Source organism: Okeania sp. KiyG1, assembly GCF_014132355.1.
Lineage (GTDB): Bacteria > Cyanobacteriota > Cyanobacteriia > Cyanobacteriales > Microcoleaceae > Okeania.
This window is the reverse complement of the sequence record NZ_BLZO01000118.1, coordinates 196326-219000: the sequence shown is the minus strand read 5'-3', so window position 1 is coordinate 219000 and position 22675 is coordinate 196326. Positions and strand designations below refer to the sequence as shown.

General features: G+C 34.8%; 20 protein-coding genes and 1 pseudogene. 12 read left to right on the top strand and 9 right to left on the bottom strand.

The window, feature by feature from the left end; translation table 11 throughout:
- The first annotated feature begins 141 nt into the window (after positions 1-141).
- Positions 142-450 carry a hypothetical protein gene (locus SAGCYANO_RS28810; RefSeq protein WP_237396811.1) on the top strand — a complete coding sequence of 103 codons (309 nt, stop codon included), beginning with the start codon at positions 142-144 and terminating at the stop codon, positions 448-450.
- Positions 447-791 (top strand): hypothetical protein, encoded by a 345-nt coding sequence (locus SAGCYANO_RS28805; RefSeq protein WP_202223200.1) that lies wholly within the window; start codon positions 447-449, stop codon positions 789-791. Before SAGCYANO_RS28810 ends, SAGCYANO_RS28805 begins: the two co-directional genes overlap by 4 nt.
- A 526-nt stretch (positions 792-1317) precedes the next feature.
- Here SAGCYANO_RS28805 and SAGCYANO_RS28800 read toward each other — a convergent pair.
- From SAGCYANO_RS28800 to ntcA, 6 genes are all read right to left on the bottom strand, one after another.
- Positions 1318-3228, bottom strand: a complete 1911-nt coding sequence (locus tag SAGCYANO_RS28800; RefSeq protein ID WP_202223199.1) for a CHAT domain-containing protein — start codon at positions 3226-3228, stop codon at positions 1318-1320.
- A 197-nt stretch (positions 3229-3425) separates the two neighbouring features.
- Positions 3426-4598: a tetratricopeptide repeat protein gene (locus SAGCYANO_RS28795; protein WP_202223198.1), complete on the bottom strand. Its 1173-nt coding sequence runs from the start codon at positions 4596-4598 to the stop codon at positions 3426-3428.
- A 1145-nt stretch (positions 4599-5743) separates the two neighbouring features.
- The gene (locus SAGCYANO_RS28790) at positions 5744-6604 is read right to left on the bottom strand and encodes a pentapeptide repeat-containing protein (protein WP_202223197.1); all 861 of its coding nucleotides are present in this window, start codon (positions 6602-6604) and stop codon (positions 5744-5746) included.
- Between the two features lie 243 nt (positions 6605-6847).
- On the bottom strand, positions 6848-7315 hold the full coding sequence (locus SAGCYANO_RS28785) for a pre-16S rRNA-processing nuclease YqgF (protein ID WP_202223196.1): 468 nt from the start codon (positions 7313-7315) through the stop codon (positions 6848-6850).
- An 872-nt stretch (positions 7316-8187) separates the two neighbouring features.
- On the bottom strand, positions 8188-8820 hold the full coding sequence (locus SAGCYANO_RS28780) for a DUF3084 domain-containing protein (RefSeq protein WP_202223195.1): 633 nt from the start codon (positions 8818-8820) through the stop codon (positions 8188-8190).
- 298 nt (positions 8821-9118) lie between these two features.
- Positions 9119-9790 carry a global nitrogen regulator NtcA gene (gene ntcA, locus SAGCYANO_RS28775; protein WP_202223194.1) on the bottom strand — a complete coding sequence of 224 codons (672 nt, stop codon included), beginning with the start codon at positions 9788-9790 and terminating at the stop codon, positions 9119-9121.
- Between the two features lie 313 nt (positions 9791-10103).
- Between ntcA and fabI the strand changes: the two genes are divergently transcribed.
- From fabI to SAGCYANO_RS28740, 8 genes are all read left to right on the top strand, one after another.
- On the top strand, positions 10104-10880 hold the full coding sequence (gene fabI / locus SAGCYANO_RS28770) for an enoyl-ACP reductase FabI (RefSeq protein ID WP_202223193.1): 777 nt from the start codon (positions 10104-10106) through the stop codon (positions 10878-10880).
- 539 nt (positions 10881-11419) lie between these two features.
- On the top strand, positions 11420-12061 hold the full coding sequence (gene hisB, locus SAGCYANO_RS28765; protein WP_202223192.1) for an imidazoleglycerol-phosphate dehydratase HisB: 642 nt from the start codon (positions 11420-11422) through the stop codon (positions 12059-12061).
- A gap of 207 nt (positions 12062-12268) precedes the next feature.
- The gene (locus SAGCYANO_RS28760) at positions 12269-12574 is read left to right on the top strand and encodes a hypothetical protein (protein WP_202223191.1); all 306 of its coding nucleotides are present in this window, start codon (positions 12269-12271) and stop codon (positions 12572-12574) included.
- A gap of 25 nt (positions 12575-12599) precedes the next feature.
- Entirely contained in the window at positions 12600-12881 is a 282-nt protein-coding gene (locus SAGCYANO_RS28755) for a hypothetical protein (RefSeq protein WP_202223190.1), read from the top strand.
- Positions 12878-13006, top strand: coding sequence for a hypothetical protein (locus SAGCYANO_RS48170; RefSeq protein WP_255502740.1), 129 nt, complete (start codon positions 12878-12880; stop codon positions 13004-13006). The genes SAGCYANO_RS28755 and SAGCYANO_RS48170 overlap by 4 nt, the downstream gene beginning before the upstream one ends.
- A complete protein-coding gene (locus tag SAGCYANO_RS28750; RefSeq protein ID WP_202223189.1) occupies positions 12999-13301 on the top strand; it encodes a DUF4926 domain-containing protein in 303 nt (100 codons plus the stop codon). Before SAGCYANO_RS48170 ends, SAGCYANO_RS28750 begins: the two co-directional genes overlap by 8 nt.
- A 216-nt stretch (positions 13302-13517) precedes the next feature.
- Entirely contained in the window at positions 13518-14873 is a 1356-nt protein-coding gene (locus SAGCYANO_RS28745) for an NACHT domain protein (protein ID WP_202223188.1), read from the top strand.
- A 292-nt stretch (positions 14874-15165) separates the two neighbouring features.
- A complete protein-coding gene (locus SAGCYANO_RS28740) occupies positions 15166-16671 on the top strand; it encodes a glycoside hydrolase family protein (protein ID WP_202223187.1) in 1506 nt (501 codons plus the stop codon).
- Positions 16672-16936: 265 nt separating this feature from the next.
- On the opposite strand, the gene SAGCYANO_RS45870 is transcribed toward SAGCYANO_RS28740, so the two are convergent.
- The gene (locus SAGCYANO_RS45870; RefSeq protein WP_237396810.1) at positions 16937-17092 is read right to left on the bottom strand and encodes a hypothetical protein; all 156 of its coding nucleotides are present in this window, start codon (positions 17090-17092) and stop codon (positions 16937-16939) included.
- On the opposite strand from SAGCYANO_RS45870, the pseudogene SAGCYANO_RS50760 reads away from it, so the two are divergent.
- Together SAGCYANO_RS50760 and SAGCYANO_RS28730 are read left to right on the top strand one after the other, a co-directional pair.
- A pseudogene (locus tag SAGCYANO_RS50760) lies at positions 17039-17275 on the top strand (hypothetical protein); the annotation flags it as partial. The gene SAGCYANO_RS45870 and the pseudogene SAGCYANO_RS50760 sit on opposite strands and share 54 nt — an antisense overlap.
- A 15-nt stretch (positions 17276-17290) precedes the next feature.
- Positions 17291-18067 carry a hypothetical protein gene (locus SAGCYANO_RS28730; protein ID WP_237396809.1) on the top strand — a complete coding sequence of 259 codons (777 nt, stop codon included), beginning with the start codon at positions 17291-17293 and terminating at the stop codon, positions 18065-18067.
- Between the two features lie 288 nt (positions 18068-18355).
- On the opposite strand, the gene SAGCYANO_RS28725 is transcribed toward SAGCYANO_RS28730, so the two are convergent.
- Positions 18356-19378: a DUF3179 domain-containing protein gene (locus SAGCYANO_RS28725; RefSeq protein WP_202223185.1), complete on the bottom strand. Its 1023-nt coding sequence runs from the start codon at positions 19376-19378 to the stop codon at positions 18356-18358.
- Positions 19379-20532: 1154 nt separating this feature from the next.
- Positions 20533-22485 (bottom strand): lipopolysaccharide assembly protein LapB, encoded by a 1953-nt coding sequence (locus SAGCYANO_RS28720; RefSeq protein ID WP_202223184.1) that lies wholly within the window; start codon positions 22483-22485, stop codon positions 20533-20535.
- Positions 22486-22675 lie beyond the last annotated feature (190 nt).

Sequence of the window (22675 nt, the reverse complement as noted above, 5' to 3'; positions counted from 1 at the left end):
GATAATTATCAATTACTCGTTCGAGGTTAATTAATTTTTTATTAATCAATAGAATTGCAAAAATTATTTGACTTTTTGTCTATAATTATAGACAATACCATAAGTGGTAGATAAATGGCTTTAGGCGTTCAAGGGTAATGTATGCCTAAATTCCGTCCCTTATCTAGGTATTTAGTTAATATGTATAGCAATGATAGAGAAGATAAAGTTAGGATCGATTTTAAATTAGCTCATGATAAATGGCAACGCTTCCAAGTAAAATGTAAGGAGAATGATTCTACAGCTTTTGAAGTTTTAAATTTGTTTATTAATCTTTATTTAGGAGAAGAAATAGATGGCGAACGAGGTATTTTGTCGCTTAGTTTGGAAACTAAAATTAATGTGGCAATAGGAAAGTATATTGGGAATAAACTGGATAGTTATATAGATAAATATATAGAAAAAAATTGATTAAAGAAGTTAAAGAAATAGATGATGCTGAAGATTTAGTAACTCCTAAGAAAAAAAAGGAGTTACACAGTATAGAAAAAGAAAACCTTGTATCCAGGGATAAATATGAATATGAACAATCATCAATGACAACAGTTATCGAACAAAAAGAAATGACAAAAAGCTTGTTGAATGATGATGTTCAAGAATTAAAAACGGCACGGGAATTAGGGAAGGTTTTAGGTTGTTCTCCTGCGTATATAACTACTCTTAATAGATTAGGCGATCTGGAACAAAGAGGGTGGAAAGATTCTGGAAAAAGACAAGGTAAGGCTATTCTTTATCAACGGATAACAAGATAATTATTTTCTTGAGCGGGGGAGTAGTCATTTCAGTTATCAGTTATCAGTTATCAGTTATCAGTACTCCTGCAATAAGGAGGCTTGAAATATGGAAGATTCTATTTTTTTTATCCCCTTAAAAGTACAGGAGGCTTGAGACCACAATTTTTCGGTAAAAATAAGAATAATTAAGAATAACTAGCATGCTAATTACCAAAAAGTTTATTCAGCTTGTGTTAATTACTTAATAGTTGAATAATAGTTGAATAATAGTTGAAGTATCACTTAAGCATAGCATTCTTTTTTCAAATTGGTATAAAGTAAGGTGGAGTATTAAGCCTGGTACAGAAAAGATAAATTGACAACTGCTGATAATGATATAAGTAGAGATATTTTTACCAATGGATAATGGATAATTGATAATTGATAATTAATCACCAAAGGTTGAAAGCCTCTCATGAGCAAGGAGAAAAAAAAAGAAATAAGATTTCTGCTTAATTCAATTCCGTAACGGTTAAAACCTGAGGTAATTATTAATTATTAATTATTAATTATTAATTGTTGAAATACCTTGGGAAATAAAACCTGCCCAGTAGTAAGGATGAGTAAATGGAAGACTCTGTTGACAAAACCATGATAAGAGTTCTTTTTTTTGTTGTATTTTTTCTGAATTTTCGTGTTTCATGTATTGTTCTAGATATCCTTCTAGCTGCTTTCTATAATTACTAAGCTGAGTTCCTGTTAAATAACGAAGTTGATTTTGTGCTTTTTTAAATGCTTCTGAACGGCTATATTTTTGGCGATGTTGATAGTAGAAAATGCAAAATAATGCTGTGGCTAAATCTTCTACTAACCATAATGAACTAATTACATGACGGGCACCTGCACTAATAAAAGCAGTAGCAAATGTGAGAATATCGTCAGAAATTTTGGTTTGATTGAGATTAATTTCGCAACTGGAAAGAAATACATCAAATAATTCTGGTAAACGCCAGGTAAAAACTTTACTAAGAACTATATCTCCATCAAATAATTTTAGTTTTGATGCTAAGGGATTGACAATATTTACTTGAGAAGTGTGACTGGAATGCAGCACTTGTAGTTGTTGAATAAAATTGTGGTAATTATTAATTTTTGCCTGACTATATTGCAGACGTTTTTGGGGAGAAATTAAGTACATATTTGCTATAGTTTCACATTCATATCTTGTATAAAACTTATTTGTTATAGGAGTTTCCACAATTCCTATTTTACGGGGATTATTAATGGGCGATCGCGAAGCGTGCTTTACGGGACATAGCTCTGAGCAATAATTGAGAATTTGACAACTAGGTAAAATTCTTAAACGGAAATAATCACACAAATACTTTGTTTCTTTTTCTCTAGTAACTGGTAAAGCAGCGTAAGGTATTTGATGTAGATATAAATGGGGAATAATAATTAATTCTTTTATCTCATTCAGTTGTTCTATCGGTTGATTTAATTCTAATTTTTCTGATAATTCTGAAAGAAAATCCTCCATTTTATTTTGCCATTCACTACTATTTTCTGCATGGAGTTTCAACCAATTATCATGTATCCAAGTTTGTAACTTATCAACTCCTTCTCCTTGACAAATATGAACAGTAAGTTGCTGCTGAGTCAGAAGGAATATATAGGTATTATTTCTGGTTGAATAAAAATCTATAATGGCAGTTTGTCCATCCTTTACTAACTGCTGAATATCTGAAAAACCCAGATATGTAACTTGTAATTGTTCCGCTAGTACGCGGTCGCTATTCCAAATTTTTTGCCAAATTTTTTGCTGTTTTTCTTTCAAGAAAAAAATCTTTTCTTGATTCTCTGATTTAATCTCTTTGATACTAAACTGACTTCCCACTGTAATTGGTTTATTAATTCTAGCAGTATCAAAACTGAGCTGATTAATTTGTTGTTGTAAATCATAATATTCTTCTACTTCTGCTGGCTTTTCCTCATTTTTATAAATGTCGTTGATCATCATTAACTCTACTAAACGACGAGAACGAGAAGCTTCTACATATTCTAATGCTTGTTCATATTCCTCAATCTTGACATAACATTCTACTATGTTGCCATACATATAAATGGATTCAGCTAACATCTCTTGGTAAGATATTTCGGTATTTGCCAAACTTTGAGTTATTTCTAGCAACTTAATTGCTACTTGATAACTTTCAATAGCAAGTTGCCAATTTTCCTTTTGAAATCCTAAATCGCCTAATTTACGATTAATTTGTAGACATTCAATTGGAAAATTTTCTATAGTAAAAATATTTAATGCTTGTTGATATGCTGTAATTGCTAATTCAAGATTTTGATAAAAATCAGTAATATTTTCTATATTTTCTCTGACTTTATAACTATAAGCATCACCAAGATTTTTTTGAATAACTCCCCACCATAAAGCAAATTTTTCTGGATTAATAACTTGCAGCACTTGTTGATAAACTGCAATTGATAGTTCAATATTTTCGACTATTTCTGCTGTGTCTCTGTGGAGGTAAGCAGTGGCAAGATTTATGGAAATTATTACCCAATCTAATAGACGATCGATGGGAGTAATTTCTGTTAATGCTTGTTGATAAGCTGTAATAGCTAATTCAATATTTTGGCTTTTTTTCCCTGTGAATCTATTTAAGTAAGCATTACCCAGATTTTTTTGAATATTTGCCCATTGTTGGGGGAATTTTCCCTATTAATAATTTTTAATGCTTGCTGATAAGTTGCAATTACTTGCTCAATATTTTCCTCTACATTTTCTGTCATTCTATTTAGATAAGCATTACCAAGATTGCTTTGAGTTACTGCCCAGTCTAGAGGCTTTTCTTCTTGATTAATAACTTGCAATGCTTTTTGGTAAGCATCTATTGCTAATTCAATATTCTCGCCGACTTTTCCTGTAATTCGCGTTAAGTAGGTATTAGCTAAATTATTTTGAATAGCTGCCCATTGTTGGGGGAAATTTTCTTGGGTAATAATTTCCAATGCTCTTTGATAAGCAACTATTGATTGTTCAATATTTTTGGCTTTATCCCCTTCAATTCTATGACTATAAGCATTGCCTAAATTACTTTGAATTATTGCCCAATCTAGGGGACTATCTTTTCTATCTATTACTTTTAATGCTGGTTGATAAATTTCTATTGCTTGCTCAATATTTACAGATTTATCTCCATAAATTCTATTGAGATAAGCAGTGCCAAGATTGTTGATAATACTTACCCAATGATGAGTTTTAGAAGCATTATTGTATACAGTTAATGCTGTTCTATATCCAGTAATTGCTATTTCTAAATTATTTGCTTTGTTTCCAAGGGGAAATTCTTGGATCTGGTTACTGAAGTTAACTATATCTGCAGCAATACTATGAGCTTCTTCTGGTTTAATTTCTACTAAGGTTGAGGTCGCCCAAGTTTGGAAGGTTTCTAATAAACCTTGGTCTAGTTTGTTGAGGTTTTCTTGCAAAATAGGGTAGATAATTTGAGGATCGTTTTTGCTTTCGTGGGTTGCTTGTAATACCTGGGTTAAGAATATCAAATATTCTAATGGGGTTGCTGTAATTGAGGTATTTTCTGTAATTGAAATTTCTAATTTTTCTGAGAGTTCTACTGCAAATGTGAGTAAGAGTTCTTGAGCTTCTTGGTTTCCTTTTTCTGCTGATGTCTGTGCCATCATTATTATTGTTTGGAGTAATCCTTTATCTAGTAATTCTTGGTTAGTTGCTAGGATTTTATCTGCTCTCTCTGTGGGGCTATTTAATAGTTCTTGAATTAGATTTATATAGGTTTGGATGCGGTTTTGATTCATTTTTATATATACTTTTTGTCTACCTAACTAATACTTAGGGTTTGCTGAAAAAGTCTTTTAGTAGGGGTAGGAAACCCACCCCTAACCCCTCCGGTGGAGGGGAAGTCAGGAGAAATGGGAATGAGCGAGGAGGTAGGATTCATTAATTGATAATGGATAATTGATAATTACCTCTGGTTAAAACCGCTACGGAATTGAATATAAGGAAATATTATTTCTTTATTTCCCCTTAAAAGGGGAGGCTTTAAAGCAGAATTATTTAATTATTAATTATTCGGTAAGAATTGTAATACCACTTTGAAAAAGAATGCTACAAAAGGGTAGAGTTTTATCGAATATGCTTAAAAATAGCTGCTCCAGTTTATTTTAGATATTTATACCTATCGTTTTTACCTTTTTCTCAATATTTTTCCCCTCTTCCTTCTTCCTTCTTCCTTCTTTCTTACTTCTACCATTTGTAACAAACATTTATCAAAATGGTATAAGAGTGATTTTTCTACCATAGTCAGTCCAAAAGACTAGCTTTATGCAGCTCTTTGCACCGAAAAGCTGGCACTTTTTTGAAGTCCAAAAAGGCTTTAGTCTTTATTTATCAATACTTTGAGAATTAATCAGCAAGCCCTACTTAGGTAGTACGCTTAAGTGGCTCTAAAATCCGTAGAATCTATTGTCATACTTAAAACTTTTGGCTTAGGTTGACCTAGTGGGTATATTTGCGTTGAATTAAAAGTCAAGCGTGAAGCCATAGTAACCCTTATACAATAACTATATCATTATTTTTAGATTTTTCAGCAGATTACGATTTTTGTCGATTTTTTATTTAATTAAAAATCAAAAATATATAAATATTATATTCATTTGAACAATTATGAGAGAATAATTGTTCCGATCATCATATCAAGTCTGGGAAAATAAGTAGGAACATTGTTCAATTAACTCAAATCAACTGTTCATCTTTTTAGTCATCAACTGTATTTCAACAATTAATAATTAATAATTAACAATTACCTCTTTTTGAAAAGAAGAGGATTGACTAATAATGAAAATTTTTTCTTCTTTTGGTCTTATGGATATGGCGAGGAGACCCGCTCTTATCAGAGTCGCTTTTCCTTACGGAATGCTATTGAGTTTAATTAAAAGCTGAATTATCTGGCAGTGGCAAAACTAAAATATAATCTTGTTGATTCTGGTAATGTTGTATTTACAAACTTTACTTTTTCTAGATTTGCTCCGATAAATGTTGCTCTATCCAAATTAGCTTCACTCAAATTAGCGTCATAAAGTTTACTCCAATTCAAATTTGCTCTAACTAAACAAGCTTGTGTTAAATTTGCTTTTGTTAAATCTGCACTATTTAATTTAATACTACGCATTAGAGCATTGCTGAAGTTGGCTGCTATTAAATTTGCTCCTTCTAAGTTTGCCCCATTTAACTTAGCTTCACTAAAGTTAACTCCATTCAAATCTGCTCCACTCAAATCTATTCCGTTCAAGTAAGCTTTTCTAAAGTTAACTCCTGTCAGTTGAGCTGCAAATAGTTTAGCTGCCATTAATTTTGCGTCGAACATATTAGCCCAATTAAGGTTAACACCCGTGAGATTAGATTCTCGTAGATTAGTAGATTCTAAAGTAGCACTACATAGGTTGGCACTCCATAAATTAGTTCTTGCCAGATTAGCTCCTGTCAGATTAGCTCCTGTCAGATTAGCTCTAGGAAGTTTTGATTTTATTAAAAAAGCTCCACTGAGATTAGCTTTGATCAGGTTAGCTTCGGCCATTTTAGTTTCACCCATTTTGGCAAAGCTCAGGTTAGCTCTGTGTAATAATGCCTGATTGAGTTGAGTTTTTGTGAGGAATGCTCTACTTAGATTTGCTCCTGTTAAATTAGCTTTGGAGAGATTAACGCCTATTAGAATTGCTCCTCTCAAGTCAGCTCCAGCTAAATTCAGGCCACTAAAGTCTCTTTCTCCTTGTTCGTATCGCTGGATCAGTTCTTGTTCTTTCATGGATCTATATTTTCTGACTTTATTTTAAGCTATTAAATTTTTACTTATTATTTTATTATAGCTGTCTTAACTTTAGAAATAGGTTAATTGTATGAATATAATCAAATTAACTATAAATTATAGAGATAAGCATTTCCTGCGGAATGCGGAGCTAACAGCTATTAGCTTTCAGCTAGCCTCCTGCGGAGGAACTGCGGACTTCAGCAATAAGACTCAGTTTTTGTAGTAAGCTCTAATTTGGCATTAATTAATAAAATTGTTATCTAAAACTAGAAACAATAGCTGATGACTGACGGCTGAATTTTTACTTATAGAGAGAGTGATTTTTAAGTATCTTTCTATCAAAATTATAGCGACAATATCATCTACTGGTTGAGGTGGAATTCTCATTCCTAAAGGAATTAGACGAAAAATACCTTGAGGAGGATACATTTGCCAATAGCGATCGCGAGCTTCTAAGCTAGAATAACGTTCATCTATTTTGATGATTGGTACTGTTTTTGAAATTATTTCTGTGAGGCTTTGTTTCCAAGTTTTTGAGTGGGTTTGGTCGCCAATCACAATTAAATCAATGTCAAATTTTTGATGTAAATTTTTGATTGTTGTGACAACTTCTAGAGATTCTACAACTTGGTGGTAGTGTAGTTGTTTTTCTCTATCCATAAGTGCAATTCCACACTTTTGGCTACCTGGGTCAAATCCTAAAATCATGTTTGAATATTTTTTTGCTGACTAGGATTAATTTTGTTTTTTGAGTTTTTACTTTTTGTTGTAGCTTTTCTCAGTTGCATAAGTTAAACAATTAAGAATTAACAATTAATTGTTACCTTTCCTGAAAATTATAGGATTGGCGAACAGTATTTGTTTGATTTTTCTTTAAATAAAAGCCTTTAAAGTTGAATTATATCATGTTCGGATAATTACTTATAAATAATAAAATTTTTGTTTGTAGTTGGGCTTGAACCTCTACAATACTTACTATTATTGCTCAAGCAAAACTAAGAGCCTAACTAGGGTTTACTGAAAAATTCTTATGGGTGAGGGTAGGAGACAACCCACCCCTCGCCCCTCCCCTCCCAACCCACCCCTAACCCCGACCGTGGAGGGGAGGGGGAGACAGGAGAAAAGGGTCGGGAGCGAGGAGGTAGGAGCGGGCGTTTTGGATATAGTGATTTTTCTGCCCAACTATGCGCCTAAAATATGCTCCTTTTTGAGCGTGAAGAGCTGATTACCAGGCACTGCAATTCGACCCCAAAAAGGCACTTACCTTTATCTGTAAATACTTTTAGATTTAATCAGCAAGCCCTAATTATAACTGTTCTACCGATAGCGTAGCTCCCCTGGAAGGGGCACATGATATTATTTATTCGGTCAAAAAAATGTGATTTTAGGGAGTAGATAAAAGCCAAGTTCAATCATTGATAATTGATAATGGATAATTAATAATTACCTCTCCCTAAAAGGAAGAGGATTGAATAAAAGGAAAATTAATTCATTGTTTCTCCACGGCGAGAGAGAGGATTTTTACCTTAATTATTCGGTAAAACACGATCTACCTTGCCTGTATAAACAAGACTATATTATTAATCTTTTAATATTTTTTGACGCTCTATTTGCAATTGTTCAATTTCTTGTCTCAGGGTGTCTTTTTGTTGTACTATACTATTGAGTTGGTTTTGAGTTAAATTAAGTTCGGCTTCAGTTCTAGCTTTTGCTTTTTGAACTTGCCTTAGTTCTTCTTGAGTACGGGTTTTTACTGCTTGAACTTGATTTAATTGCTCTTTAGTTATTTTTAGTTGGAATTCTATTTCTGCTTTTTGGACTAAAGCTTTTTCCAAAGACTGATTAACTTGATTCAACTGAGTTAGAGCTAATTCTAAATCAGCTCTTGCTTTTTGTAATTCATTTTTGATTCGAGTTGTTTCAAATTCAGCTTTTGTCACTTCCTTACGAGTTTCATTAAGTTTGGTTTGGATTTCATCTATTCTGAAAACACCTTTTCTTAATGGTTTGCTAGTTGCAAATAGGATAACTAAGGTTAATGCTGAAAGGATACTGCCAGTAAGCATAGTGACCAATGCGGCAGTATCGCGTGGCCTAAGGTTAAAAAGTCGTAGTCTTGCCTTACCTACTTTTGTACCTAGGCGATCGCTAATAGTAGCGATGACACCACCTAAAACCAGAATTGCTAATACTAGGATAATACCGGCGGTCATTAATGGCTGCTGGTAGTAGTTTAATTGTGAGGTGGCCTTTAGTCTATTATCTCAGACTATATGCCTAATATTAAAAATTATAGACAGTAATGATTTATTTGACTAGCTATTAAATTTGACATCCTCCCGACGCTGTTCTACGAGACAGCGCGGGATTGGGAGAACATGTCAAAAGGCAATCTCTATTAAAATTTTCAGAGAGAATAGTATTATTTTCTCAGATTGCCATTATAAAATTTTTGGATTTACCCTTAGCAGTTATTTCATCTTGATTTTTACAGATATTGGCATCTCTAAATTAAGTAAATTGTTGACTTAAAGCCACTGGGTTATGTACTGTAATTTTCTTCTTGTGAATAGATATCATTCCATCTTGCCGCAGGTCCCCGAGCAAACGAGTAACTGTCACCCTTGTTGAGCCAATTGCTTCTGCAATTGCTTGATGAGACAATTTCAAGTCTATAGTAATCCCGTCTTTACTAGGAACTCCAAAATCTCGACAAAGAATTAACAAAAAGCTAACCAGTCTAGACCCCATATCCCGGTGTGCCAAAGTTTCAATCATCATCTCTGTCTGTAAGATTCGAGATGAAAGTCCACGCAATAAAACAACTGACAAATCTGGATCTTCTCTGAGAGCTTTCTCCACCTGGTCAATTGGCACAGATATTAATTCTACTGGCGTAAAAGCCACTGCATGGTAGAAACGGTCAGACTTATGGCCTGTAATTAGAGACAACACTCCAAATACACTATTTTCCCGGAGTAAGGCCACTGTAATTTCATCTCCTGCTTCATACACCCTCGATAGCTTCACTGCGCCTTTAATTAGAACGTAGACGCGCTCTGCAGGGTCTCCTGGAAAAAATATTGTCTTGCCCCGTTCAAAAGTTTCTACCACTGGTGGATATGACCCACCAGATATATTACGGAAAACTGCTGCTAGCGGTCTATCATACGTCACGACCAATTTCCTTACTCTCTAATAACTAACTAAACGTCTCTTAAACCTTAATAGCTCAGTTCCTGAAATATACTATTAAGTTTCTACATATTGCTATATATATTTCTAAAATACTTACTTTACTTTTATATTTGTATAGATTAGGGCAGTGAAACTGAGAAATTTAATTTCTAATTATGGCCATAGGTGCTAATATTATCTATAAATTTGCCTGATGTCAAAGATTCTATGTATTATAGCGTCTATGTATGAAATTAAATTTTAGACTTTATTATTTGATTGAAGATTTTACTATAGTTTCTCAATAAATCAAGGTATTATGTTAGATTTAACAGGAAAAAATGCTCTGGTAACAGGTATTGCAAATAATCGTTCTATTGCGTGGGGTATTGCTCAACAACTTCACAAAGCTGGGGCAAATTTGGGGGTTACTTTTCTGCCAGATGATAAGGGTAGATTTGAAAAGAAGGTTTGGGAATTGGTAGAACCTTTGAGTCCTTCTTTATATTTACCTTGTAATGTTCAGGATGACGAGCAGGTTAAGGCTACTTTTACCCAAGTAGGGGAAAAATGGGGTAAGTTGGATATTTTGATTCATTGTTTGGCCTTTGCTGGTAAGGAAGAATTATCTGGGGATTTCAGTAATACTAGTCGTGAAGGGTTTACTCGTGCTTTGGAAATTAGTTCTTATTCTCTGATTGATTTGAGTTCTCAGGCGAAGGAACTGATGACTGAAGGAGGGAGTATTGTAACTCTGACTTATTTGGGGGGCGTGCGGGTTGTTCCTAATTATAATGTGATGGGCATTGCTAAGTCTGCTTTGGAGATGAATGTTCGTTATTTAGCTGCGGAACTTGGCCAGAAAAATATTCGGGTTAATGCTATTTCTGCTGGTCCAATTAAAACTTTGGCTTCTTCGGCAGTGGGTGGTATTAAGGATATGATTCATCATGTGGAACAAATAGCTCCATTGCATCGGACTGTGACTCAAATTGAAGTGGGTAATACTGCTGCTTTTCTATGTAGCGATCTGGCGAGTGGCATTACTGGTCAGGTTATCTATGTGGATGCTGGTTATGAAATTATGGGAATGTAATTAGAATTTAGAATTTAGAATTTAGAATTTAGAATTCTGAATTCTGAAGTGAAGAAAGTATAAATGTAAGTTTTAAGTCAAAAGTCAAAAGTGAAGAAAGTATCAATTTAAGTCAAAAGTCAAAATTCAAAAGTCAAAAGTGAAGAAAGTATCAATTTAAGTCAAAAGTCAAAATTCAAAAGTCAAAAGTGAAGAAAGTAGGTGTTGAAGTCAAAAGTCAGAAGTGAAGAAAGTATAGGTGAAGTCAGTAGGGGTAAATAGCCATTCGCCCCCACATTTGTGATACGGACTATATTTGAGAATGTCCTAATTATGATGGCAACTGCTATTTATAGCAGTAGAGTTTCCCGATTGACTTAAGTTAAGGTTGGGTTTGCTAGGTTGTTGTTGGGTTTCCTGCGTCAACCCAACCTACTGGACTGACATAGGGGGATGGGGCGGGTTCATCTAAATTTAATGTTGAGCAATTAACATATAGTGCGGAACCTGCCCCTAATATTGAAAAATTAAAATTCAAAATTTATATTTATATTTTTATTATGCAGATAAGCGATCGCCTTTCTCAATCTACTACAGCAAAACTGGATTTACCTGCTAGAGTGGCTTCAGTAAAACGAACTACTGGAGAAACTGATGTAACTGTTAGTCTCAATCTTGATGGTGTGGGCAATTGTAAGGCTAATACTGGGATTCCTTTTCTGGACCATATGTTGCATCAAATTTCTTCTCATGGACTAATTGATTTGGAAATTCATGCGGTAGGGGATATTGAAATTGATGACCATCATACTAATGAGGATGTAGGTATTACTTTAGGCCAGGCTTTAAAGCAGGCGTTGGGCGATCGCAAGGGTATTGTGCGTTTTGGTCATTTTCTGGCTCCTTTGGATGAGGCGTTGGTTCAGGTGGCCTTGGATTTTTCTGGTCGTCCTCATTTGAGTTATGGTTTGGAAATGCCTACTCAACGGGTTGGTAGTTATGATACTCAGTTGGTGCGGGAATTTTTTGTGGCTGTGGCTAATAATAGTTTGATGACTTTGCATATTCGACAGTTGGCGGGGATTAATTCTCATCATATTATTGAAGCAGGGTTTAAAGCTTTTGCTCGTTCTCTACGGATGGCTACGGAAATTGACCCCAGGCGAGTTGGGGAAATTCCTAGTTCTAAGGGGGTTTTATAGTTAAGAATTTAGAATTTAGAATTCAGAATTTAGAATTCAGAACTCAGGAGTCGGGAGTTAGCAGAATGATAAAACCTGGGTAGTGCGGGCATCTTGCCCGCGACAACTATATGTCATGCTCAATGAAATCTACTTTATTCCTAATGATAACTATTCAACCTAATTTCATGTAGGGGCGAATGGCATTCGCCCTTATAGGGACGTTGTATGCAACGTCCCTACTGGGTTATCATTTTTTTAACGTGGTTCATTGAGCTGAAAACTGCTGTAAGTATTACGAGTAAAATACGGTCAATATGTATTATCAATTATCAATTATTCATTATCCATGATTCATTAATGCAGGATATTACTCTAGAAGAATTACAAGAAAACTTTGGACTTCAACTAACAACTGATAGTCAATTTTTTCGAGAATGGCAAGACAATTTACCTTCTTTAACTGATGAAGAAAAACGCAGTTTAGAAAGAGTTAGAAGTAATTATTTTAACTTAGTTAATCGTCTAGATTAATTACTCTATATGTGAGGAAAAGATTATGATTAAAACGAATGTTAATATTACTCCAGAGGCTCAAGAGTTTTTGATAAAAGCAGCGGCTAAAAAACAAGTATCTGTAGAAGAACTCGCTTCAGAAATATTAAATGAGGCTATTCAAAATAAGCTGGTTGGAGTTGTTAATATTAGTGAAAATAAAAAGGAATATCCTTCTAATCCATTGGCAAATAACCAGCCCTATTTTTACTATGCCGATCCCCAAGAACCAGCTATTTCTGTAGAAGACTGGGATATGGAGAATAGTTATAAAGAGGTTTTATGATTGTTCTAGACACTCATATTTTTGTTTGGTGGAACCAGAATGACCCTAAATTAACCAGTTATCATCGTGAGATAATTAAGAGAGAAAGACCAGATGGATTAGGAATAGAAAAAGATAATGATTAAACCTGAATTATTTGATGTTGTTGAATTATTAGTTAATTTACCTTCGGAGCAACAATTTATAGGCGATCGAGGGACAATTGTTGAATGTTATAATGATGGAAAATATGAAGTTGAATTTTCTAATGAACAGGGAGAAACTTTAGCTTTATGTAGTCTAAGTAATAATCAATTTATTGTTGTTTGGCAAGCTCAAACTAAGCAATGGTTAAGAGGATATCTGAAAAGTTTTTTGATGCTGAATTTTTCCCCCCTAGCCCCCCAATTTTGGGGGGAACAAGAATCAATTTGCTTCTAAAAGTCCCCCAATTTTGGGGGATTTAGGGGGCTTGGATGTAGCAAATGAGGCTTCTCAGACAACCTCTAACTACAACCGATAAAGTTACTGCTCTGATTAATTTCCTTTCGGAAGAAAAACGGGTGGAACTCTTAAACTTTGCTCTAGGTCTAATTGAAAAATCGTAAAAAAAACCCTCTGCGCTTGATTTACTATTCCTAATTTGAGGTCTAATTTATGTTAGATAATATTGTTAAAACGATTATTAATACTGCTAAATCTGCTGTTCCTCAAGCGATCGATGCAGCTCAACGAAATGAACTTGTTGTTAATACTTTAAAAAAATTAAAGCTTGACCCTACACAACCTCCGAAAGATGTTGATGGGGTTTATGTTTATGCTTTGGTGGAATATGGCGTGGGTAAGGATGAGTCTATTTTGAAGCTTTTTCGAGAGAAAGAAATAAAAAATGCTTTTTGGAGTGCCTATACTGCTAATTCTCCTATAAGTTTCTGGAATAAGGTTGATGAATTTATTCAATCTTATGCTTTAGGGGATGAAATAAAAGAATCCGAGATTAATGTTCGGTCAGAATTAGAAGAGTTTGGTCAAGTTTTTATTAGTGTAGCAAAGCGGACTAAATCTCCAGAATTTCGGCCTTATCCAGATTGGAATTTTGATGAATATCCGGCTGAATTTAAGTCTTTAATTATGGAAAAAATTAAGGCTTTTTGTGGTCGGGAATTTGTGTTTGAGGAATTTGAGAATTTTATTCAAGGCAACCCTAATGGTTATTTTACTTTGGTTGGGGATGCGGGGATGGGCAAAAGTGCTATTGCTGCTAAATATGTTTATGACCATAAGTGTCCCTGTCATTTTAATATTCGTGCTGATGGTCGTAATAGACCTGAACTTTTTCTGGAGAGTATCCGCAAACAATTAATTAGACGCTACGAGTTGGGAAATACGGATAAGGTAAATTTGTCTGCTTTGCTGCAAAAGGTGAGTGAAAATCTTGGGGGGCAAAAGTTGGTTATTGTGGTTGATGCTTTGGATGAGGTGGAGCAAAGTGGAGGTGGTAATATTCTCGATTTTCCGACGACTTTGCCCGATGGGGTTTATTTTTTCTTGACTAGGCGACCTTATGAACGAGAGAACAAACGTTTAAATGTTTCTCCAGGAGTGGGGATGACAGAACTAGATTTGAGAGCGAGTGAATATCGGGGTTTGAGTCGAGATGATGTGAAAGAATATATCGGTTTTATGTTGAGTGCAGACCCAGACTATGGGGAGAAGTTGCAAATGTGGGTGCAAGAGCGGGATATTAAAAAGGAAGATTTTATTGAGCAGGTAGCAGACAAGAGTGAAAATAATTTCATGTATCTGCGTTATGTGTTACCGGATATTGCTAAGGGTTTTTATTCAGATTTGAGTTTGAGGGAGTTGCCTGATGGTTTGCAAGATTATTATCAACAACATTGGGTGCGGATGGGAATGGAGGATAGACCCCAGAAAAATAAGTTTAATGCTTACTGTATCTGGTATTTCCGAGGTCGCTTCCGTTTCAAACGAAACAGCAATGCCATTACCTAAAGCTGTTAGTATTTATGGTAAGTAATCATCCTCAAATTTAGATATATCAAAGTATGTAGGGTTTTAATATTTTGATATTTAGACAAGGAAATTAAGATAAGTGTAGTTAAGTAAATTTACTTATCAAAATGTATGTAAATAAATTTTTTGATCATAAAATAATGGTATATAAGGATACAAACAGAATGAACAGATTAGACATCTCCGATAATTTACCAAAACCTCTGTAAAAACCTGTAAAATCCAAATTTCCGGAGAGGTCTATTGGATGTTTAATTTTGGAGAAATTACCATGAAAATTTCACAAAACTGTATAGACTTAATCAAAAAATGGGAAGGATGTAAGCTTAGTGCATACCTATGTCCTGCTAAAGTTTGGACTATCGGATATGGCACAACAGTATATCCTGATGGAAAAAAAGTTAAAAAAGGTGACAGAATTACAGATCAACAAGCAGAGGGCTTTCTCCTTGATGAATGTCAAGAAAAAGCTGATGCTATTACTCAACTAATTAGTGTTGAGATTAATCAAAATCAGTTCGATGCTTTAGTTTCTTTTACTTATAATGTAGGAATAGGAGCATTTAAGAACAGTACCTTACGTCGTAAACTCAATCAAAAAGATTATGAAGGGGCGGCATCGGAGTTTAAACATTGGAATAAAGCCACAATAAATGGAGTAAAACAAGTATTAGAAGGGCTAGCCAAGCGTCGTAAAGAAGAAGAACTCTTATTTCGTAAAAAAGATGGTTTTGGAACACCTCTTGATTTTGAACCATCAGTTGAACATTCGGTGACTTGGCTTAAAGGATATCCAGAAGGAGAAGACTTAATAGTTGTTGCCTACAATAAAGATAAAGTAGTAGAAATTGTCACTCTTAAAGGTAATCTAAAAGAAGATTTAACCAATCTTTTAAACCAATATCCCAAAGCTAAAAATTTTCACATCGCATCTGTTGGGGAAAAAATTCCAGATGGAGAGCGAATTGAGTTTGTTGGGCATACCCAAACATTATTTTCTAGTGTTGAAAATCCACCAACCTTAGAACGAGATTTGCTCATTAAAGGAATGAGTGATGAAGATGCTCCCGGACATGATATCCAAGAAATGCAAGAGCGTCTCAAAGATTTAGGTTATTACAAACGAGAAATTGACGGTATTTTTGGTAGTGGTACTGATGATGCAGTCAGAAGTTTTCAAGCTGATGTTTTTGGTTCAGGAGAAGCTGATGGCAAGGTAGGACCGAAGACATGGGCTAAATTATGGGGTACAGAAAAACATATAATTCAACCTCCTCCACCCACACAAGGAACATATCTTCGATTAACCAAAACAAATCGCAAAGATTGTTATGGTGTGTATATCTTGATTTTGGAATATATCAAGAATGGAAAAGTAAAAGATAGTTTGAATGTTTGTTCAGGACAACGTAATAAACAACATTTCCGTAAAGGAATAGATAGCATTCCAATGTCTATGACACCACTTCCTGAAGGTAAATGGTACATTAACAATATTATATGGGCTGGTGGCAAAGATAAGTATTATGGTGCTATTTTTAATAAAGGTATAGGTCCTGTTACTGTTCCCATAGATTACAAAGGACCCAATTACACAAGAAGAAGTGCGATTGAAATTCATATTGACTGGAATCATCCTCCTTTCCCCGGTACTGCTGGTTGTGTAGGAATTCACACTGTTGCAGACTATAAAAGATTTGTTACTTGGTTACGGGATACAGACCCCCGTGATTTATATGTAGATTGGGGTTTAGGTAGTTGTCCTCAACCCAATTAAACATAACCATTAGCTTACGGGGTGACAAGCTAGTTGAAAGTCATATATAAAAAGGGATTTGTTGAATAAACTGAATAAAATCAAATCCGGTTCAACAACCTCACAATCAATAGGCTCAAATCTTGATGACTATATAATTGGATCTATTATGGAGGCGATCGCCTCCATAATTAAAATTTTATTTTTAAACAAATTATCAGGTAATATTTGGGATAATTGTATCAGAAATTAATAATTTAATTAAGTTATCACTACATATACAAGACTACCCATTCGACAAAAAACCGAAAATTATGTCGATCGCCCCCTCATCTCCACCAGTATCAACAACTTCCTCCAAAACCACAACCACGGTTACTTCACTCTCATCGGTTCCCCCGGTAGCGGTAAAAGTGCCATCTTCGCCAACTACACCATCCAAAACCCGCAAACTGTTTATTACACTGCGGAAGTTGAGGGCAAAAACCGCGCTGACGAATTTCTCATCACCTTATGCACCCAACTCATCCAAAAAATAGACAAGCAAAACCCCACCCTTCCCGACAATGTTACCGAAGGTAGTTGGTATCTATCCCTATTACTCCAGAAAATTAGCGACAACTTGACAGCAGAGGAAAAATTGATCGTAGTTGTGGATGGATGCGACAACCTCGACCCACAAAGTCAACCACGAGACTCCAATATATTCTACCTACCCAGATATTTGCCGAAACAAGTCTATTTCCTCCTCGCACGCAGACCATTTCTGAGAGCAAAGTCTGGTTTATTAATTGAAACTCCTGCGGAAACACTGAATTTAGAGGAATATCCAGAACAAAACCAGGAAGATGCACGAGCTTATGTTGAGCATTATTTGGCAATTCCGGGAGTCGGAGCAAATATTAAATCTTGGGTTGCTGAAAATTATCAGAGTGAAGCGGAATTTTGTCGAGAGTTGGTGGTTGAGAGTGGGAATAATTTTATGTATTTGAGTCGGGTTTTGGGTGAGATCCCCCCTAACCCCCCTTGGGAAGGGGGGGACTGGACTTTGGAAGGGAGGGAGACGACTGTAGGGGCGAATGGCATTCGCCCTTGGAAGGTTCCATGGAACGTCCCTACGGCAGGTTTAGAGGAATATTACCAGGGTTTGTGGCAAAAAATGGGGGGTGAGGGTTTGTCAGAAATTGAGTTAGGAGTGCTGAAAGTGTTAGTCGAGCAAGAGGAAGCAGTTTCTGTAGAGGCGATAGAGCGATCGCTATGTTCTGGCAACCCTCAATTCATAGATGTTGATGAATATGATATAGAAGAGGTGCTGGAAACTTGGGTAGAATTTTTACATCAGCAAGAAATTGGGGGAGAAATGTGTTATAGTCTGTATCATTGGAGTTTATGTGACTTTTTGCGGCTTAGGGTTTAGCATTCTCTCAGAGGATATCTGAAAAGTTTTTTGATACTGAATTTTGCCCCCCGCCGCCCCCCAACTTTGGGGGGAACAAGAGTCAATTTGCTATCTTTAAGTCCCCCAAAATTGGGGGATTTAGGGGGCTTGGATGTAGCATAAGAAGTCCCCCAAAATTGGGGGATTTAGGGGGCTTGGATGTAGCATAAGGGACTTTTCAGAACTCCTCCCAGGAACGGGAACGGGAACGGGCAAGATGCCCATTTCACAGCAAAGTGAGGACAAATGCCATTCGGCCCTACATGGCTATTGTTGTGGAAAAAATGCTGGATAAACAAAAGCGAAAGCTGTGGAACTAGGGATAGTTGTACCATCGAATTCTTCAACAATAACGGTTTGCATTTGACTGTCCCATTTAGCGCGTATTTTTCGCCCATTAAATTCTACAATTTTTTCTTTTACTTGCTTAATTTCTGAGTGTAAAAACTGAACGCTATTACCTGAGAAATAATTTTCAGGTGTTTCTCGGTCTGCTTCCCAAACATAACTAATAATAGCTTTGGGATGTTGGTTAATTTGGTCTTGATTTCTGACTGGAAAAATCAACATTTTATCAGTATAGTAGCTGCCGTAAGGATAGTTAAAATAGTCACGTTTATAACCTGTTTTTGTAGATAAAATCTTACTATCAGGATGGGCTGCTAACCAATTTCCCAGAGTAGTTTTAATCGCAGAAATTCTATTCAAATTACTATTAACATTCCGACCAAGAATACCAATACCCCAAGGTTGAGAATAAAGAGTATCATTAGAACGGTCGTACATAACTAAACAACTTTGATAAAGTTTGCCAGAAACTCCATAAGTTGTATTGCCACGTTCAAATGCGATTATCGTGTCACAAAGAGGGCAATAAGAAACAGTAATATTCATTCCTCCGACTGTATCATTAACAATTTCATGCCAATTCATAATGCCAAAAGGATAAGCAACTGCCTCACCGTTTATTTCTATACCAATTACTGTTTCATTAGTAGAAAAAGGTGTTGTTGTAGCTGTATCAAATTTTGGATTATCAATAGAAGGAATACCATCTTTTGGGGGTCCGCCGTTCAAAAGTTCAGCTAAATTAATTCGACTATATTTCTGAGGGTCGAGATTTTGTGCTTGAATATCTTGGAGTTCTCTATCTTGATTATTTAGATATTGTGTGAGATGAAAATAGCGAATTTTAAAGTTATCCCAACTACCTGCTTGTACGACTATAGAACTCAAACCCAAGCTAGCAAATAAAGTAGTATTAAGGATTATTTTAGCTATTTTTTTCATAATTCAATAAGGAAGAATTCAAGAATTTAGAATTTAGAATTTAGAATTTAGAATTACCTATTCTTATAAGTTAAGAGGATTCGATCAAAGGATTTTTTTTCTTTTTTCCCCATTAATGGAGAGGCTTTATACATGAATTTTTCGGTAAGAAGGAAGAATTAATTAATTGATAATTGATAATTGATAATTACCTCTGGTTAAAACCGTCCTTGATTGAATATAAGGAAATATTATTTCTTTTTTTCCCCTTAAAAGGGGATGCTTCAAGGCGCGAATTATTTAATTATTAATTATTCGGTAAGAAGTAATATCGTCCGCTTGAATACTTATACTTTGGTGGAAGGAAGACAGAGAGGTTTCTTTTAATTGTGACTTGATTCTATATACAAAGGATGTTACCGGACATGATATAAGAAGGAAAAATCTTGCATTGTCTGAGTTTTAAGCTTTTTATATGTCAAATACAGTAATAGTGACTGCTATAATATTTTTAACAGGTTCGTTTATTGATATTGGAGTTTGAATATTTTATTGATAATTATCTGTATTTTTACCAAAAAATGAGGTCTAAAGCCTCCCCTTTTAAGGGGATGAAAAAATCTTCAATTCAGTATTTGCAAGCCTCCAACTTTAATCGGAGGTACTGATAAGTGATAACTGATAACTGATAACTGAAATAACCCTTATTTTTTGGTAAAATTATAATATTTTCAATTTTAATAATGGTGTATATACCTTAAATGAAACTGAGTTAAAAATGAAGTTAAGATAAATAATTATATCTTGTCATTTCAGTTATCATATAGAATCCGGTTATTTAACGAAGTCAGAAGTCAGAAGTCAGAAGTCAGAAGTTATTTTTGTAACGGGGATTTGAGCTTCTCTCCAAAAATATTTCGCCTTAAAAGGCGGGGTTGCGCGACCCAATTATTTTGATAATATATGTTGATAATTCTATAATTATTTCAATATTCAATCTCCTACTCCCCTACTCCCTACTCCTCTACTCCCCTATTCCCCTACTCCCCTACTCCCTACTCTCTACTCCCCTACTCCCCTACTCCCCTACTCCCTACTCCCCTGCTCCCTACTCCCTACTCCCTACTCCCTACTCCCCTACTCCCCTACTCCCTACTCCCTCTTTTCTAGAGATGTCAATACATCATATCTCTCTCAAATTCAAATTCAGAAATTGATTTTTCTCCTTCCTGTTTCTGTTCTCGAACTAAAGGAACTAAATAATTATGGGCTAATTGATACCTATCTTCTGGTAAATCTGGCAACAGTAAAACTAATCCTCGAGCAACTAATACATCTAAAACTACATCTAATTTATTGGTTTCCATTAATAAATCTGATGCTAATTCTACACAATTTTTTAGAGGGCGAGTACCACGTTCATCTGTTAATAAGTATAAGACAGATATTGCTGTTCGTCCATTAAGAAAACCACAATCTTTTATGACTCCATCTATAAAATTTATTGTGAGTTTTTGGACTGGATTATCTCCTAATTTATGATATGCTTCAACAGTTGTAATTGCTTCTTCTTGAAGCTGACTACCTACTACTTGCAATTCAATGGGGTGTACTGTATTATCTGCTGCACTTAAATCTTTTACTACTTGAGAAATTAAATCTGGCTCCCAATTTAATTGAGCAGGTTCAATTAGATTTTTAATAATTTCTTGACCCTGATTTGGCTCAAAATTACTTATGTAGTAAAGAATTTCCTTAGATAAAATTTCATAGTTAATGACTGCTTCTAAGTTTGTCAGGCGGTCGCATTCTAATAAGTAATGTAAGTAATTTGTTTGGATAGATAAAACTACTTTGACACAATTCAATCTTAAACAGTCATATAAAAATTGATAAAGTGGTAGTCTTTGAGCTGGTTTAGGACAGACAGTAAATAATTCTTCAAACTGGTCTAAAATTAATACTTTTACATTATTGTTTTGATTGTTTGTACGCAATTTTTCTAGTACATATTCTAGATTCCAAGTTGCAGAGTTAGAGTTTCTCATCCAATCTGTATAAACTCGTAGTAGTATGGGTAAAATTGCTTGATTATCTTCTGAATTTTCTGCGAGTAGAGTAGGTATTAACCCAGAATTAATTAAAGAACTTTTACCCACACCAGAGTCACCATGTATAACTATTAGTTTATGCTTCTGACTTTTGATTCTTGCCACTAAGTTATTCACGTCTTCTAGACGACTGGAAACTTTAATTTCTCTAGGAATTATCGGATTATTATTGGGATTTTGTTGTACTTGTAATGGATTTATTCCTATAAAAGCTTTTAATCCATATTGATGCTCGATGCGTAATTTTTCTTCCTTAATTCTGGCAGACTTTCCATATTGGTCTTGGTCAAAATAAAGTTTTTTTAATGCTTTTAGTATAGAAATATAAGAGTGCAAATCATGATGGGGGTTTGTTTGTCGTCGCGCTTTTTCTAGTTGATTAACAGTAGCTTGCCACTCTTCTAAATTACTTTGAGATTCAGTTAAAATTGAGAAATAAGAATTCTGATATTGTGCAATTTCTAGAGGATCGTCCACGGATTGATGTTGAATGGCAACTGCTAATTCTGCTAATTGACTAGCGTGGTCCCATTTTGACTCGTGCATTGCTGCTTCAGCCAAAAATCCGTAATCTTGAGCAATTTGCTCTTCTGTACCGTAAGTTAAATGTAGTTCTAAAGCGTGTTGAGCAAGCTTGTATAGATCCCTCCATGCTTCTAATTTTTTTAGCACTTCACCTTGCTGAATGATGAATTTAGCTACTAATTCTTGTCGGTCTATTTGAGCAAATAAATCTAAGCTTTGCTGAAAATTATTTTTTGCTTGTTGCCAAGAATTATTTTTTTGTTCTACTGGAATGTTTAAATTGCCTTGATGCTCATAACATAATCCGATATGAAAGAGAACAACTCCTATTTTTTCTAACCTTTCATTGATTTGTTGAGTAACTACTTCTCCTGGTAAAATTTTTGTACTATCTTCCCAGATTAATAGGCTATTTTTAAATTTATCTAATGCTCGATCTATTTGATTATTAGCATACTCCTCTCGACCAAGAAGAAAATCTATATTGGCCATATGTAATGGTGATATTTGCTTTGTTTTGTAATTACTATATAACTGTTCAATTGCTATTTTTAGTTGTTGGTTCTCTGTGGGATTCAGGATAATTGAATTACCTTGAAACTGAATAATATGAGCATCTAAAATATTAGAAAAATTTTACTGCTACAGTCTTCAATTACACTAATAGCTGTAGTATAAATAA